The following is a 14181-nucleotide window of genomic DNA, read 5'->3' on the forward strand; positions in this document are numbered from 1 at the left end:
GCAACTTGTGGCCGAACGGGGCGTACATATGTCGGCATCGTGAAACGTCAAATAGAATTTCGGTGTCACCATATAGAAACTGCGCGACGACCGTTGCCGGGCTGCTGCCTGGGCCTGGACCACTTCGAAGGCCGATCCTGGCCCGGCCGGCACCACCACATCACCCTCGTGACCGCCGCCCACGCCTTCCTCGTCGAACAACGCCTGACCCCAAAAGCCCCCGGGCCGACCTCACCATCCGCCCAGTCCTCGATGCCCTCCAGAACACCTTGAGGTGCTGGACCGGCATCTGCACCACCTGTCAACAGCCCCTGCCCAGCAGGACACCCAGCGCACCGAGATCAAGACAGACCTAACGGAGTCCTGGGTCGCTTTCCCAGCCGAACTCACGGCCGCGGCTTGACACGCTGAGCGCCTGAGGTGTCTTTCTCGGCATGGCAGCCGCCAGCTGCTGCTACATGCGACTCGTCCGCCTCGCCACGTAGGACACGTTCCTGAGATTATGTGAGACGGGTCAACGAGTAATTCGATATGTGAACGGGTGTCATTCACCGATCTCTGGGTGACCTCTCGGCTTGACCGCCGTCGATTCAGGGCTAAGCTGATCTGGCGTCTAATGTCGGCTCTCCGCTTTCTGTGCCGGAGGCTGCCGCCCGGGTTCGCGTAGCCGACCGGCTACGGCAATCGCGGCGGCCATGGCCGACGCCTTCCGCACGATCCTTGCTGTTCTCAGTTGCCGAAAAGGCCGAGTTCACCTTGTACGTCGAGGAAGTGGAAGCATATGACCCCCTCTGGGACCTTGAAATCAGGCGAGGGCAGACTGGCCCTCGGAATGGCGGTGCTCTCCGCCCTGACCGTGGTGCCGGCTCACGCCGCAGACGACGTCGGCAGGGCCCCGGGGGGCCAGAAGCCGACCGTGGTGCTCGTACACGGAGCATTCGCCGACGGGTCCAGCTGGAACGGAGTGGTGCAGCGCCTGCAGGGGGACGGCTACCAGGTCATCGCCCCGCCCAACACGCTGCGCGGCATACCCCAGGACTCGACGTACCTGAACAGCCTCCTGAAGACCATCAAGGGGCCGATCGTCCTCGTCGGACACTCCTACGGCGGCGAGGTGATCTCGCAGGCGGCCGCCGGGCTCGACAACGTCAAGGCACTGGTGTACGTCAACGCAATCATGCCGGACAAGGGTGAGTCGTTCGCCAGCCTCTCCGGCAAGTTCCCGGCCGCCCCGCTCACCAAGGCGTTCAGGCAAGTGCCGTTCCGCAACGGCGACGGCACCACCGGCACGGACGTGTACATCCAGCCGGCCAAGCTCCACGCGACCTTCGCCCAGGACCTCCCGCAGCAGCAGGCGTCCGTCATGGCGTCGACGCAGCGCCCGATCGCGCAGTCCGCGTTCACCGACAAGCTCACCGCAGCGGCCTGGCGGGACAAGCCGGTCTACGTGCTCGTCGGCAGGCAGGACCGGGCCATAGACCCGAGGCTCGAGCGGTACGAGGCCAAGCGCGCACACGCGCGCAAGACGGTGGAGATCAACTCCTCGCACGTGTCCCTCGTCTCCCATCCCCAGGCGGTCACGGATCTCATCGTGAGCGCGGCCCGCGACTCCGGTCAGCAGTAGGCGAACGGGCATGACCTGCCACAGCCGCGGGCTGCGGTTCTACGCCGTGGGTCCTGTCGGCTGGAACAACGGCCGGCAGCTCGCGGAGTATGTCGGCCACGACGTCCCGGCCGGCTTGCAGGACCTGCTGCACCGGGCCCGGTGGGATGCGGACGAGATCCGGGACAACCTGCAGGAATATGTAGCTCAGCGGCTCGGCGAGCCTGGCGGTGTCCTGATCATCGACGAGACAGGCTAAAAGAGGAAACGGCGGTCGGAGAATGGCGGTGAGGGCGGGTTCGCTAAAGGCGGGGAACGAGAAGCTGCTGACGTACTCGATCGAGGTCGGCCTGGCCAGTCTGCTGAGCTACTGGGCGGCCACCAGAATTTGGTCGAGCGCTCATCAGCCATACGAGGATGGCCAACTCGGCGGCATGTGGGCTGCGATTTCTGCGATTTTCGTGGTCCGAGAATCCAAAAGTAGGAGCGTAACAGCGGCGATCGCCCGCATGTCGGCGACGCTCATCAGCTTCGTACTGTGCTTGGTCTACCTCGCGTTCTTGCCCTTCCAAGTCTGGGGCCTCGCCCTGCTCGTGGGCTTGAGCGTCCTGGTGCCCGGGCTAGTCGGACGGCCCGGCGACGAAGCGACCGCAGCCATCACCACCACTGTCGTCATGGTCGTCGCAGGACTGAGCCCGCAGGGGGCCTGGAAACAGCCGCTGCTACGTTTGGCGGACACCTCCATCGGCGTAGTCGCAGGAATTGTCACGCTGGTCATCGTGAATCAGATCGTCAAGTGGACAGGCAGGGGCCGCATCTCTCAACCGGATCGATCAGTCACGAGCCAGGCCGACTGACCCCTCGCGCTTTCACGAGGTGGGCTGTCCGAGCGCTGATCAATAGCGTGGGAAGTGCTCCTGACCCGCAACTCCGTCGCGGATGCTTCTCCCGCCGCCCGCCCTTCGGCCCCGTCCGCGGCGGCGGAAGCAGCGGCTCCACCAGCGCCCACTACGCATCGGTCAGATCCGACGGATACCCGCCAGCGCTGCTCACCGCCGGCTCAACGACTGCTACAGCCACAGGGCACGGCAGATCTCAAACACGGTCTCACGCTCGACCCTGGAGCGCCTTTTGGAGCGCACTGCCTGCAGCGACGCCGTCGGGGACTGCACGATTGGACGCAACAGAGGTGCAGAATGAAGCTCCAAGATTGACTCTGGAACGGACGACGCCGTGAGTATCCAGGCTAAATGCTGGGCTTCACAGAAAGCGATCGGAATTAGACCATGACTGATGGCATTGGGCCAACGATCACGGGCATTCACCATCGAGGGTCGGTCGAGGTCTCAGCATCTTCGAGTTCAGCGGCCCAGCCTGCGGCCTTTGAGAGAAGGTGTGCTCACATATGACGGACAGCGTGCCAGCATGCCTCAGTCCGCTCCACGTCGAGCTCACTCGGCGGCCAGGGCCTCGATGGCCGTTGGAACCAGCAATACGAAAGGAAGCGCATCAACATGGCGAATTCAGCGCTCAAGAAGGTCCTCATCACAGGAGCGGGTACCGGCTTCGGGCATGAAGCCGCCATGCGCTTGGCGGAAAAGGGTTTCGCCGTGATCGCCGCGGTGGAGATCTACGGCCAGGTCCAGACGCTGAAGCGCCAGGCGGCCGAGCGAGGGGTAAGCCTGCAGGTCGAAAAGCTCGATGTGACCAACGACGGTGATCGTCGCAAAGCTCTCAACTGGGGTGTGGAGATCCTCGTGAACAACGCAGGAGTCGGCGAAGGGGGCTCAACAGTCGACATTCCCGCACCGAACATCCGGCACCAGTTCGAGGTCAACGTCACCGGACCGCTGCTCCTCACTCAGGGGATCGCCAAGCAGATGGTCAAGCGCGGCGCCGGAAGAATCGTCTGGGTCTCATCCCGAGAGGGACTGAACGTCAACCCCTTCACCGGCATCTACTCCGCTTCCAAGCATGCGGTCGAGGCGATCGCCGAAACCATGGCCTACGAGCTGCAGGAGCACAACATCGAAGTCGCCACGGTCAACCCGGGGCCATTTCTGACCGGCTTCAACGATCGGATGTTCCAGACCTGGGAGAGCTGGGAGGACGACCCGTCTCAACGGCTTTTTGACTACTCCAAGCTCGCCTTCCCCCGGTCACAGTTCGATCCTGAAGCGGTCTATGCGACGTTGACGTCCGTCGCTGCCGGAGAGGTCGACAGTTTCCGCAATCTGGAGCCCACGTCGATGCTCGAAGAGACCAAGCGCCTCCAACAGGCTCCCTGGGAGCGCAAGGTCACGGATGGCCTCGGGACCCGGCATCAGGCCATCCAGCACTCCTACGAGATGCAGCCTGAGACTCCCGTCGCCGGCTGACCGCTTCCCAACGGACCACAAGCAGCTCGGCCTGAGATGCGCTTGAGTCGATCGCAGCGGGACGGCGGTGATCGCAGACGGCGGCTACCGAGGCACCAGCCTCGGTGGTCCACCTCACGTGTCGGCTTCCAGCGAGCGCGCCTATGCAGACATGGTGCAGGGCGCATGGCTAGCGGCACCTGTGAGTCGGCCACTCTCTCAGTCCTCGGCGACCCGGATGATCGTCCTGCCGGGGATGCGTCGTTCAGGGACAAAGGCGGCGACTGCCTCGGCCAGCGGCCGCACCGCGCCGACCCGCACGTCGAGCCGTCCGTCCCGGAGCCGCTGCACGAGGTCCTTGAGGCGCGCACGGTCGGGTTCCACGACGAAGAAGAGCGCCCGCCCGTCCTTGGGCCGGACGGTGGGCGGCTGGGCGATCGTGACGAGCGTGCCGCCGGCGCGTACGAGCGCGGCCGAGCGGTCGAGGATGTCACCGCCGATCACATCGAACACCACGTCGACTTCGCCGGCGTCCTCCAGTCGGCCGGCCTCGAGGTCCAGGAACGTTTGCGCGCCCAGAGCCAGGACGGTGTCCCGGTCGGCGGAGCGACCGCTGCCGATGACGCGGGTTCCCGCCTCCAGTGCGAGTTGCACCGCGATCGATCCGACGCCACCTGCGGCGCCGTGGATCAGGACGGTCTGGCCGGTCATGATCCGTGCGTGGTCGAACAGGCCCTGCCAGGCGGTCAGTCCGGAGATCGGCAGTGCGGCCGCTACCGTGTGGTCGACGTCCGCGGGAAGCGGGGCGAGGTTGCGGGCCTCCACGGCGACGTACTCGGCCAGCGAGCCGTTGCGGGCCCAGTCGGTCAGTCCGAAGACCCGCTGGCCGACGGTGAGCCCGGTGGTTCCGTATCCGAGCTCCGCCACGACACCCGAGACTTCGTGCCCAGGCACGCTCGGAGTGCGGTCGTGGCCGACGCGATCGGACCACGTTCCGGGCCAGTCGAGCTCTCCACGGGTGAATCCCGCGGCATGCACCCGCACGATGACGTCGTTCTCGGCGGCATGGGGATACGGCAAGTCGGTCAGGGTCAGCCCGCTGACGCCGGCGTTGCGGTCTGGGGCGGTGATGGCTTGCATGATTGTTCCTCTGTCTGGTTTTCCGAAGAGTGCAGGTATCTCGCGTCCAGTGATGTCACCCACATGTTCGTCAAGTCCCGCATCAGCCGGGCGCGCATGTCCCGAGTCACGTGGGAGTACCGGGCGGAGACCGAGCCGCCGATGTGGCCCATACGCTCGTCCATCAGTATGTGTGGCGTGTCCGCTCCTTCCATCCAGGTCTTGTGGGAGTGCCGGAGCCCGTGCGGAGTGAGCCCGCGGGCGATGGCAGCCAGCAGCCGTCCGCCCGGCCGGTGGCGTTTCGCCCGGCCGGCACCCCCGGCCACGGTTCGGCGAGCACCGGCACGGGGCGTGCCTCCAGGGGCGCCTTCTTCGGGTACCACCCCGTCGCCGCGGGTTGCAACAGCCAGGTCGCAAACCCGGTCCGACGCCAGTGCGCCGCGGACTCACCAGACGCGCCGCCTCGCACGAACCCAAGGTCACTGCCTGCATCACGCGGGCCCGCGTCGCCTCGGTGACCCGCTCGGGGTGGTTCAGCACGTTCGAGACAGTGCCCGTCGACAGCGCCGCTCGGCGTGCCACGTCGATGAGCTTCGCTCCAGGCTGCCGCGCGGCGCCGTTGGCCGCGCCCAGGCCCCGGAAGACGTACGTCCGGCCGTGGCACTGGCACGGCCTTGGCGCGGTGCGGGTGATGTGGTCGGCGATCAGCCCGGACAGCCGGCCCGGGACGTCGATGGTCCGGTAGGAGTCATCTTTGGGCGGGCATCGGTGCAGTTCACCCGTGTCCAGCTCATATAGCTGCCACTCGACGCGAAGCGAGTCGGAGCGCACGAACTCTCTCTCCGATCCGACGACCTCGCCCCACCGCATGCCGGTGTAGGCGGTGAGGCTGCAGGCTACGAACTCGTCGTCGCGGCCGGACAGCAAGGCGGCCCGCTCTGCGATGAGCAACGCACCGAGTGGGTCGGCGATGACCTTTTCCGGGCCACGGTGGCGAGCGCGGCCGGCACGCTTGCCTCGCCCGCGGCGCTTCGTCGCCGGGTTGGACTCCCGGAGCCCTTCGTCCACGGCGTCTTCGAGCAGCAGGTGGAGCGTGCCGCGCCAGGTCTTCACGCTCGACGCGGCATAGCCCCGTTGACGCTCCTTCTTCTCCCAGGCGTCGATGTCCGCCTTGAGAATGTCGGCGACCGCTCGGTCCTCGAACTCCGGCAGGATGTGCCACTCAAAGGCACGACGAGCCCACCGCTGAGACCGGTTCGCGGAGTGCGTACGACTGGCGCACGATTGATCCCGGACGGGACAGCAGCGCTTCACTGTGGTGTCCGGATCTCACCGGGCTGGACCGCCGACGATCGAACCCCGCGGCCGGGGCGAACGAAGGAATCCAGAACATGGCGTTGCCTCTTCTCTCCACCCTGCGCGATCAAGCGGGGCGGCTCGCGCGCCAGGCCGCGGGCCGGCTGACCACTCCGCTCCTGCCCGATGACTTTCTGGCGCTGCTCGACCCCCTCCTGTCGGCCAGGTGGCCGGCCGGGCGGGTGCAGGCCCTGCAGCAGGAGACCCCGGAGGCCACGACCCTGGTGATCCGGCCGGGGCACGGCTGGTCCGGACACCGGCCGGGGCAGTACGTGCCGGTCGGGGCCGAGATCGACGGGGTGCTCACCTGGCGTACGTACTCGATCTCCTCCGCCCCCGGGCGGCGGCCCGGAGAGCCGTTCGCCATCACCGTGAAGGCGCTTCCTGACAGCCGGGTCTCGACGCACCTGGCACGCCGCGTGCGCCCTGGCACCGTGCTGCGGCTCGGCCCGGTCCAAGGGGAGTTTGTCCTGCCGGACGGGGAGCTACCCAGGAAGGTGCTGATGCTCACTGCCGGCATCGGCGTCACGCCGGCGATGAGCATGCTGCGCGCCCTCGCCCGGTCCGGGGGGCACGACACGGCGGACGTGGACGTGGTGATGGTGCACAGTGCGCCGGACGCCGAACGCACCGTCTTCGGGGCGGAGCTGCGCGCACTGCACGCCGGGCTCTCGTGGTTCCGGTTGTACGAGCACCACACCCGCTCTGCCGGGCACCTCACGGTGGGCCGACTGGCCGCACTGTGCCCCGACTGGCGCGAGCGGGACACCTGGATGTGCGGCCCCGAAGCGATGCTCGAGTCCTTCCAGGAGCATTGGCAGCGCGAAGGCATCGGGCACCGGCTGCGCCTCGAACGCTTCCGCCCGGCGGCACTGCTTCCCCCGTCCCGCGAGGGCGCGCCCGGCCGGGTGCGCTTCGTCCGCAGCGACGTCGAGACGGACGCCGGTCCGGACACGCCGCTGCTCGACATCGGCGAGGCCGCCGGAGTCCTCATGCCGAGCGGCTGCCGTATGGGCATCTGCTTCAGCTGCGTGAGCCCCCTCGTGTCGGGACGGGTCCGTGACCTGCGTACCGGCGAGGTCTTTGGCGAGCCCGGCGAACTCGTCCAGACCTGCATGTCGGCCGCCGCGGGCGCCGTCGCCCTCGACCTGTGAGACCCGCGAGATCCGAGAGCTCCGCGAGGGCTGATTCCGGACAGCCACCGTACTGAGACAACGAGAGGCAATCCCATGACCCTGCAAGCCGTCCGATCCGACACACCCGAGGCCCCCGCCGACGTGGAATCCTTCGGCCGCGAGCTGGACGCCCTCCGCCGCGAGGTCCTCGCTGAACGCGGCGCCGAGGACGTCCGCTACATCCGCACCCTCATCGCCGTGCAGCGCGGCCTGGAGGCCGGCGGGCGTGCCGCGCTCGCCGTCTCCCTGCTGCCGCCGGCCTGGCTGGCCGGCACGGCGATGCTGACCGTCGCCAAGGTGCTGGAGAACATGGAGTTGGGCCACAACATCCTGCACGGCCAGTGGGACTGGATGCGCGACCCGGCCATCCACTCCACCACCTGGGAATGGGACTTTCCCACCCCGTCCGCGGCGTGGAAACACACCCACAACGACCTTCACCACACCTGGACCAACGTCGTCGGCCGCGACCGCGACCTCGGCTACACCATCCTCCGTATGAGCGCGGACCAGCCCTGGCACCCCGCCCACCTGGCCCAGCCCTTCTACGCGGCCGCGATCGCCCCGGTCTTCGAGTGGGGCATCGCGCTGTACGACCTGGAACACGACGCCGTCCTCGACGGCCGCAAACCGCTGCGCGTCTTCCTCCGCGACCTGACGGACATGCTCCGCAAGGGCGCCCGGCAGGCCGGCAAGGACTACGTGCTGTTCCCGCTGCTGGCCGGCCCCTCGGCACTGCCCTGTCTGCTCGGCAACCTCACCGCGAACACGGCCCGCAGCATCTGGGCGCACACCGTCATCTTCTGCGGCCACTTCCCCGACGGCGCGGAGTCCTTCACCGCGGACGAGATCGAGGGTGAGACCCGCGGCGAGTGGTACCTGCGCCAGGCCCTCGGCTCCGCCAACATCGAGGGCAACCTGGTCTTTCACATCCTCACCGGCAACCTCAGCCACCAGATCGAGCACCACCTCTTCCCCGACCTGCCCAGCAACCGCTACGCCAGGATCGCCCCGCGGGTGCGCGCACTGTGCGAGAAGCACGGCGTCCCCTACACGACGGGGCGGCTGGTACGGCAGTACGCCTCCGTCTGGGCGCGCATCTGGCGCATGGCGCTGCCAGGCTCATAGATCACGACACCGGACCAAACGCTTCATGGTGACCGTGCGTAAGCCTTATGCATCTCATTGCAGAGGATCGAGCGAGAACATGGTGGTATGTGGGTTATGGCGAAGGGTGTACGGGGGCCTGACGACGTCCCGGTCGATCGGTCCGAGGGATTTGGGGAACGGCTGCTGGGTGTGCTGCTCGACCGTGCCCACGAGATGCCGCCGCAGCTGATCGCGCCGCTGATCGCGGAGGAGATCGGCCGGGTCGGCGGCCGTGACGTATCGGTGCTCCTGCAGGACTACGAGCAGGTGATGCTCGTGCCGTTGCCGGGCAGACGGCTCGTGGTCGATGAGGCCGAACCGATCGCGGGGTCGCACGCCGGCAGGGCCTTCCTGGAAGCGACCCCTGTGGAGGTGCCGCGGGCGGACGGGGTCCGGATGTACCTGCCGCTGCTGGACGGCAGCGACCAGGTGGGGGTGCTCGGCGTCACCATGGACCGCGTGGATGACGACGACCGGCGGCTGCTGCGGAGGCTGGCCGGCCTGATCGCCGACATACTGGTGACGAAGAACAGCTACACCGACCAGTTCACCAAGGCCCGGCGCCGGACCGCGATGAGTGTCGCCGCGGAGATCCAGTGGTCCCTGCTGCCCCCGCTGATGATGTCCGTCCCGCAGGTCGAGGTGGCGGGAATCCTCGAGCCCGCCTACGAGGTCGCGGGCGACAGCTTCGACTACGCCCTCAACGACGACATCCTGCACTTGGCTGTGATCGACGCCATGGGTCACGGTCTGGGTGCTGCCGTGATGGCGACGGCGGCGATCGGCGCCTACCGCCACGCCCGACGCGCCGACGTGGGTCTGTCCGAGATCTACGCATTCATGGACCGGGTCATCGCCGACCAGTTCGGGCCCGAGCACTTCGTCACCGCGCAGATGATGCGCCTCAACATCGCGACGGGGCACCTGCAGTGGGTGAACGCCGGCCACCCGCCATCGCTCCTCATCCGCGACCGACGTGTCATCGGACGGCTGGAGAGCCCGACGACCCTGCCGGTCGGCTTCGGCGGGGAGGAGCCTCGGGTCAGCGAACAGATGCTGCGGCGCGGCGATCGGGTCCTGTGCTTCACCGACGGCCTCATCGAGGAACGCGAGGCCGGAGGGGAGCAGTTCGGCCTTGGGCAACTGATCGACATCGTCACGAAGGTCGGGGTCAAGGAGAAGGGCGTACGGGCCATGGTGCGGGCCCTCTCCCATGCCCTGATGAGTGCGCGAGGCGGGGTCACCAGCGACGACGCGACGATCTTCCTCGTCGAGTGGCACGGTGGAACCGCCGACCATCTGGCGACCGTGGACTAGGGCCTGTCCGGCGGATCAGGTTGCAGAGAAGCGACGGTGCCAAATCAGCCCAGGTGAGCGGGGACGATGGGGGTCCCCCGCTCGAGCGCAGTCGAGAGTGGGGGAGCGTGCAGCTGCAAGGCGGAGAAGGGCGTCGACGCGATGGGGGTCCTCCCACGCGAGCGAAGCCGAGCGTGGGGGAGTCGGCAACCGACCACAACGCCGCTGGGGGTGCCCCCTCTGGGGGAGGGCGTGCCAGGCCCCGCGTCTGCGGCATGATCCGCCGGACAGGCCCTAGACAGCCCCCGGGATCACCCCGTTCCGCCAGCCGTCCGGCCCGTGGTGATCAGCCAGTGGAATCTCTCGGGCATGGTTCGCGCGCAAGCGACGATGGCGCGCACTCTGTCGAAGCCGTCGGCGGCGCGCCACAGCACCGACCATGGTTGGTTGGGAGAGGCCGGTCCGGTGAGTGGTCGCCAGATGGTCCCTGGGAGCGCCGAGATGCAGGAGGCGGGCACGCAGTACGGACAGCGTCCCGGGCAACGAGATCGGCGGCGGCTCGGATGCTTGCGACCGTCCCCTCGTCATACACGGTGGGGGTGAAGCCGCGCAACGGCCCCGGCGTATACACACCGGGGCCGCCCTTCCGGGTGGTCGCACGTGAGAGTGCGCCGACCCACTCATCATGCTATGCCTAAGACGCTTTTCCGGCATAAAGGATTCTTCCGTGGCAATACGGTCCCCGGTGCCCGGAGAGGGCCCCGCGGCGTGTCAGCCGCGTTCCTCCTCTTCGGCCTCCATGAGCCGGATCCCCTGATGTGTCAGCATGACCATCGCGGGTGTATTGCCTTGCGCCCAGTCGACCGTGATGAGTTCCTCGCCCATCAGATACGCGCAGGCGGCGGCCAGATCCTGCTCAGGGATCTGGAGGTCGCGCAGCTTCGCCCCGGTGACGGCGCGGAGTAGTGTGAACAGTACCGAGGGCATTTCGTACACCGGCTTCCACGCCGGGTCGTTCTCGGCGAACGATGAAACCCGGGCCGCCGCAGAGGCGGCCCTGAGACGGGTCCGCATCATGTCGGCGACCTTGTACCCAACCCTGCCGCACGTCGAGCCCGTCGCAGCCCCGGCCGCGCGTCTCGTGCTGAAGACCGAGGGCACGTCCCGTGGACTCCTGGACGGTGCCTGGTGGCCCCGCTCCCGGGATCTGCTGAGCGAACTGCCCGCCCTGACCGACGTGTTGGATCCCTTGTGGGGCCGCATCACCCGCATCGCCGTCAACCCGAAGTACTGGCGGGTCGTCCCACGCCGGGTACCCGTGGACGGCCACATCGTCAAGGTCGGCTGGTTCACCCCGGAAATCGATCCCCACAAGTTGCTGTTGCTTTCCTACGGCACCGGCCGCTGGGACCTGCTGGTCATCCCGCCCGAAACCGGGGTGGATTCGGCGGCCCGGCTGATGGCGGCCGCGTCCGACTACGACGGCCCACCGCTGACCGCGAGCGCGCTCATCGCCGCGGACGAGGCCCGGCACACCGTCTCCGCGGCCGACCGGCCACTGGACCCGGACGAGGCATGGGAGTACGAGGGCGGCGCCTGCGCGGTGTCCGCGGCCGTTCCGGAACAGACCGGTCCGCCCAGTCGGGCCAGTCAGACCAGTCGCCTGATCGTCGGTATGTGAGGTGGCCGCCATGAACGCCTTCCTGACGGCCGCCGCCTTCGTGGTCCTCATCGCAGCGGCGGCGTACGTGATCCACCGGCTCAACATCCAGCACGCCGACAGAATCGCGGTGCACCGGTACAGCGACGCCCTGCCCCGCCGCCGCGGACGCGGCACGCCGCAGCCCCCGGTGGGACCGGATCGGTCCGAGTCACCAACCCCCGGCGAACGACGGGACCACCGCGACGGGGGCCGAGGCCGCTTCCCACCGCGCCGCCGCCGCAGCCGTACCACTCCCTACACGTGACCAGCAGGTTTCTGTCACCGGCCCCATGCACGGACCGCCGACTCCGCCCGTCCCGACGCTTGCGGCCGGGAACGTACGCCCCGGCCATGGACTGCGCGAGGAGCGGCCGGACCCATGAACCGAGGCATCTGAACCGAGGCATCATGACTCTTCCGCAGCTGAACATCTACCGGCACGACCGGGGCAGGCGAGCACTGATCACCCTGGCCGGTGAGATCGACCCGGCCACCACGCCCCAGGTGCGGACCGCTCTGGAACGGTGCCTGCATGACGGCATCACCACCATCGACGTCGACCTGACCACCGTCGTCCGCTGCGACAGCAGCGGCCTGCGCGTCTTCCTCGACGCGTCGCGACACGCCGCCGAGACCCACGCATCCCTGCGACTGCACTACCCGTCCCCGCAGACCACACGACTCCTCGCGGACACCGGCTCCGATCGCGTGCTCCTGTGATGGACCGGGCCGGAACAGCGAGGCTGAGGAAGGGAGTTGATGAGTCGGCCCTCCTGAACGCGATCCGCCTGCGCCGGCTGAACCGCGGGCAGGCCGGCGGAGTACGGACAGAACAGCGCCCCGTCGCCATCGCAGCGATCCCCGAGGTCAGCCGGGTAGCCGGCCTACCTCGCTCCTGAAGCGGTGGTCGGCGGCAGACCCGTGTACCAGCCTGCTTTCTGGGGGGTGGCACGAGTCCGGATGGCTACCTGTCCGCAGATGGACACTTCCATTCAAATCGGACCCACGGGCAGGAAACTGCTCCCGCTGGCGGTCAAGAACGCGGCGCCGGCCCCTGCTTCGAGTGGTCACGCGCACTGAGGTGAGCGAGGTACTCGAAGGGGTGATTGAGGCCCTGGCGAAGATGAATCCACCCGCTCATCGGCCGTGATCAGTTCAGCCGCCGCCAGAGCCTGAGCCATAGAGCGCAGCGATGTTCTTGGACGTCGTCCACCGGCTGTAGGTGGGCGACTGAGGCCAGCCTTCGGGCGAGTCCTGCCATTCCTCCTGCCGTCCGTACGGTAGGACATCGATCAGCGCGAAGGTGTGACTGAGCTGCTCGGTTCCCCGACCGTTGGTGTGCCAGGTGCGATAGACGGTGTCGCCGTCGCGCAGGAACACGTTGACCGCGAATCCTCCGTCGGGCGGTGCGCCGACGTCGGCCCCGAATGAGCTGTCGGCAGTCGAGTACCACGCCATCTGGTTGCCGACCCGCTGCTTGTAGGCGAGCGCCTCTTTGATCGGGCCCTGGGTGACGATCACGAATCGCGCATCGTAGTTGTCCAGGAACTCCAGGCGGGTGTACTGCGAGGTGAACCCCGTGCAGCCCGGGCACTGCCATTCCTTGCCGGCGAACCACATGTGGTTGTAGACGATCAATTGCCTCTTGCCTTCAAAGACGTCCGCCAGCCGAACGAGGCCGTCCTCACCCTCGAGGGTGTAGTCGGGCATCTCGACCATCGGCAGGCGACGACGCTCGGCGGCGATGGCGTCAAGCTCCCGCGTCGCGGCCTTCTCCCGGGCACGCAGTGTTTCGAGCCGGCGCTCCCAAGTTGCGGCGTCGACGACGGGTGGTAGTGCGTGGGTGGTCATGGTTCCCTCACAGAGCTCGTGCGCAGCTTTCGCTTGTGCAGAGGTAGACCCCACCCGGCTCCAGAACTCATCGGTCACCAGCCGACGAGGCAGCAGTTGGCCCGACCGGTAAGAAGTTGCTGCCGCTGACGGTCGAGAACGCCGCACCGACTCCGAGCGGACACGCGCACTGACGTGAGTGAGGCACGTCTCGGGTGCGGTACCCGTAGTGCGCTCCCGGCCCTCACGCGACAGAGCGAACGCATCACTGCCCGGCTCGGAGTCAGGCCCAGCCAACAGGGTGAACGTGCCCTTTTTTTCAGAATGTCCCGTGACGGTGCATCGGTTCGTGCAGGGCAGTATGGCCGCGGTGGGGGTTCCGGCCGCTCCTCAGGCGGGTCTCCTGCCGAAGGCCCCCTCCGAAGTCGCCGCCCTGTAGTGATGAGGCCGCCCGGCGCCGTGCGGACTTCGAGACCCTCGGGGCGCCGGCCGGCCTGTGTGACCGGCGCGCCGACATCGCCTCCGCCGAGCGCCTGTTCGACGACAGTGGTGGGCTCCCGACTCCAGCTCGACCGAAACCACCCGCGGAGGCAG

Annotated in this window: 13 protein-coding genes and 2 pseudogenes; 11 read left to right on the forward strand and 4 right to left on the reverse strand. The window is 67.7% G+C overall.

The annotated features are described in order from the left end of the window. Positions 1-108: 108 nt before the first annotated feature. From ACFYXB_RS21475 to ACFYXB_RS21495, 5 genes and pseudogenes are all read left to right on the forward strand, one after another. Positions 109-273, forward strand: a pseudogene (locus tag ACFYXB_RS21475) (IS701 family transposase); the annotation flags it as partial. Between the two features lie 559 nt (positions 274-832). Continuing rightward, entirely contained in the window at positions 833-1624 is a 792-nt protein-coding gene (locus ACFYXB_RS21480; protein WP_389584651.1) for an alpha/beta fold hydrolase, read from the forward strand. Positions 1625-1634: 10 nt separating this feature from the next. Beyond that, on the forward strand, positions 1635-1862 hold the full coding sequence (locus tag ACFYXB_RS21485; protein WP_389584654.1) for a hypothetical protein: 228 nt from the start codon (positions 1635-1637) through the stop codon (positions 1860-1862). A gap of 22 nt (positions 1863-1884) precedes the next feature. Next, positions 1885-2460, forward strand: a complete 576-nt coding sequence (locus ACFYXB_RS21490; RefSeq protein ID WP_389584657.1) for an FUSC family protein — start codon at positions 1885-1887, stop codon at positions 2458-2460. A 657-nt stretch (positions 2461-3117) separates the two neighbouring features. Then, positions 3118-3981, forward strand: coding sequence for an SDR family oxidoreductase (locus tag ACFYXB_RS21495; RefSeq protein WP_351351086.1), 864 nt, complete (start codon positions 3118-3120; stop codon positions 3979-3981). 198 nt (positions 3982-4179) lie between these two features. Here ACFYXB_RS21495 and ACFYXB_RS21500 read toward each other — a convergent pair whose 3' ends face one another. Both ACFYXB_RS21500 and ACFYXB_RS21505 read right to left on the reverse strand, forming a co-directional pair. Next, on the reverse strand, positions 4180-5100 hold the full coding sequence (locus tag ACFYXB_RS21500; protein ID WP_389584660.1) for an NADP-dependent oxidoreductase: 921 nt from the start codon (positions 5098-5100) through the stop codon (positions 4180-4182). Beyond that, a pseudogene (locus tag ACFYXB_RS21505) lies at positions 5052-6315 on the reverse strand (LacI family DNA-binding transcriptional regulator); the annotation flags it as partial. The pseudogene ACFYXB_RS21505 and the gene ACFYXB_RS21500, both read right to left, overlap by 49 nt. A gap of 155 nt (positions 6316-6470) precedes the next feature. Here ACFYXB_RS21505 and ACFYXB_RS21510 point away from each other — a divergent pair. The 3 genes from ACFYXB_RS21510 (at position 6471) to ACFYXB_RS21520 (ending at position 10076) form a co-directional block, all read left to right on the forward strand. Continuing rightward, positions 6471-7589, forward strand: a complete 1119-nt coding sequence (locus ACFYXB_RS21510) for a ferredoxin reductase (protein WP_389584663.1) — start codon at positions 6471-6473, stop codon at positions 7587-7589. Positions 7590-7670: 81 nt separating this feature from the next. Further along, entirely contained in the window at positions 7671-8738 is a 1068-nt protein-coding gene (locus ACFYXB_RS21515) for a fatty acid desaturase family protein (RefSeq protein WP_389584953.1), read from the forward strand. Positions 8739-8834: 96 nt separating this feature from the next. After that, on the forward strand, positions 8835-10076 hold the full coding sequence (locus ACFYXB_RS21520; RefSeq protein WP_389584666.1) for a PP2C family protein-serine/threonine phosphatase: 1242 nt from the start codon (positions 8835-8837) through the stop codon (positions 10074-10076). A gap of 750 nt (positions 10077-10826) precedes the next feature. Here ACFYXB_RS21520 and ACFYXB_RS21525 read toward each other — a convergent pair. Continuing rightward, positions 10827-11042 carry a hypothetical protein gene (locus tag ACFYXB_RS21525; RefSeq protein ID WP_389584669.1) on the reverse strand — a complete coding sequence of 72 codons (216 nt, stop codon included), beginning with the start codon at positions 11040-11042 and terminating at the stop codon, positions 10827-10829. Between ACFYXB_RS21525 and ACFYXB_RS21530 the strand changes: the two genes are divergently transcribed. From ACFYXB_RS21530 to ACFYXB_RS21540, 3 genes are all read left to right on the forward strand, one after another. Next, the gene (locus ACFYXB_RS21530) at positions 11023-11736 is read left to right on the forward strand and encodes a DUF5994 family protein (RefSeq protein WP_389584672.1); all 714 of its coding nucleotides are present in this window, start codon (positions 11023-11025) and stop codon (positions 11734-11736) included. The two genes, ACFYXB_RS21525 and ACFYXB_RS21530, sit on opposite strands and share 20 nt — an antisense overlap. A gap of 10 nt (positions 11737-11746) precedes the next feature. Further along, positions 11747-12022: a hypothetical protein gene (locus ACFYXB_RS21535; RefSeq protein ID WP_389584675.1), complete on the forward strand. Its 276-nt coding sequence runs from the start codon at positions 11747-11749 to the stop codon at positions 12020-12022. A gap of 143 nt (positions 12023-12165) precedes the next feature. Then, the gene (locus ACFYXB_RS21540; protein WP_389584678.1) at positions 12166-12477 is read left to right on the forward strand and encodes an STAS domain-containing protein; all 312 of its coding nucleotides are present in this window, start codon (positions 12166-12168) and stop codon (positions 12475-12477) included. A 435-nt stretch (positions 12478-12912) separates the two neighbouring features. On the opposite strand, the gene ACFYXB_RS21545 is transcribed toward ACFYXB_RS21540, so the two are convergent. Next, positions 12913-13608, reverse strand: coding sequence for a DUF899 domain-containing protein (locus tag ACFYXB_RS21545; protein WP_389584680.1), 696 nt, complete (start codon positions 13606-13608; stop codon positions 12913-12915). Positions 13609-14181 lie beyond the last annotated feature (573 nt).

Origin of the sequence: Streptomyces sp. NPDC002619 (assembly GCF_042889305.1) — a bacterium.
GTDB lineage: Bacteria > Actinomycetota > Actinomycetes > Streptomycetales > Streptomycetaceae > Streptomyces.

Coding starts and splice junctions, on each gene's coding strand:
- ACFYXB_RS21535 (WP_389584675.1), top strand. CDS start 11,747: ATGAACGCCTTCCTGACGGCCGCCGCCTTCGTGGTCCTCATCGCAGCG.
- ACFYXB_RS21510 (WP_389584663.1), top strand. CDS start 6,471: ATGGCGTTGCCTCTTCTCTCCACCCTGCGCGATCAAGCGGGGCGGCTC.
- ACFYXB_RS21495 (WP_351351086.1), top strand. CDS start 3,118: ATGGCGAATTCAGCGCTCAAGAAGGTCCTCATCACAGGAGCGGGTACC.
- ACFYXB_RS21480 (WP_389584651.1), top strand. CDS start 833: ATGGCGGTGCTCTCCGCCCTGACCGTGGTGCCGGCTCACGCCGCAGAC.
- ACFYXB_RS21545 (WP_389584680.1), bottom strand. CDS start 13,608: ATGACCACCCACGCACTACCACCCGTCGTCGACGCCGCAACTTGGGAG.
- ACFYXB_RS21490 (WP_389584657.1), top strand. CDS start 1,885: ATGGCGGTGAGGGCGGGTTCGCTAAAGGCGGGGAACGAGAAGCTGCTG.
- ACFYXB_RS21500 (WP_389584660.1), bottom strand. CDS start 5,100: ATGCAAGCCATCACCGCCCCAGACCGCAACGCCGGCGTCAGCGGGCTG.
- ACFYXB_RS21525 (WP_389584669.1), bottom strand. CDS start 11,042: ATGCCCTCGGTACTGTTCACACTACTCCGCGCCGTCACCGGGGCGAAG.
- ACFYXB_RS21485 (WP_389584654.1), top strand. CDS start 1,635: ATGACCTGCCACAGCCGCGGGCTGCGGTTCTACGCCGTGGGTCCTGTC.
- ACFYXB_RS21520 (WP_389584666.1), top strand. CDS start 8,835: ATGGCGAAGGGTGTACGGGGGCCTGACGACGTCCCGGTCGATCGGTCC.
- ACFYXB_RS21540 (WP_389584678.1), top strand. CDS start 12,166: ATGACTCTTCCGCAGCTGAACATCTACCGGCACGACCGGGGCAGGCGA.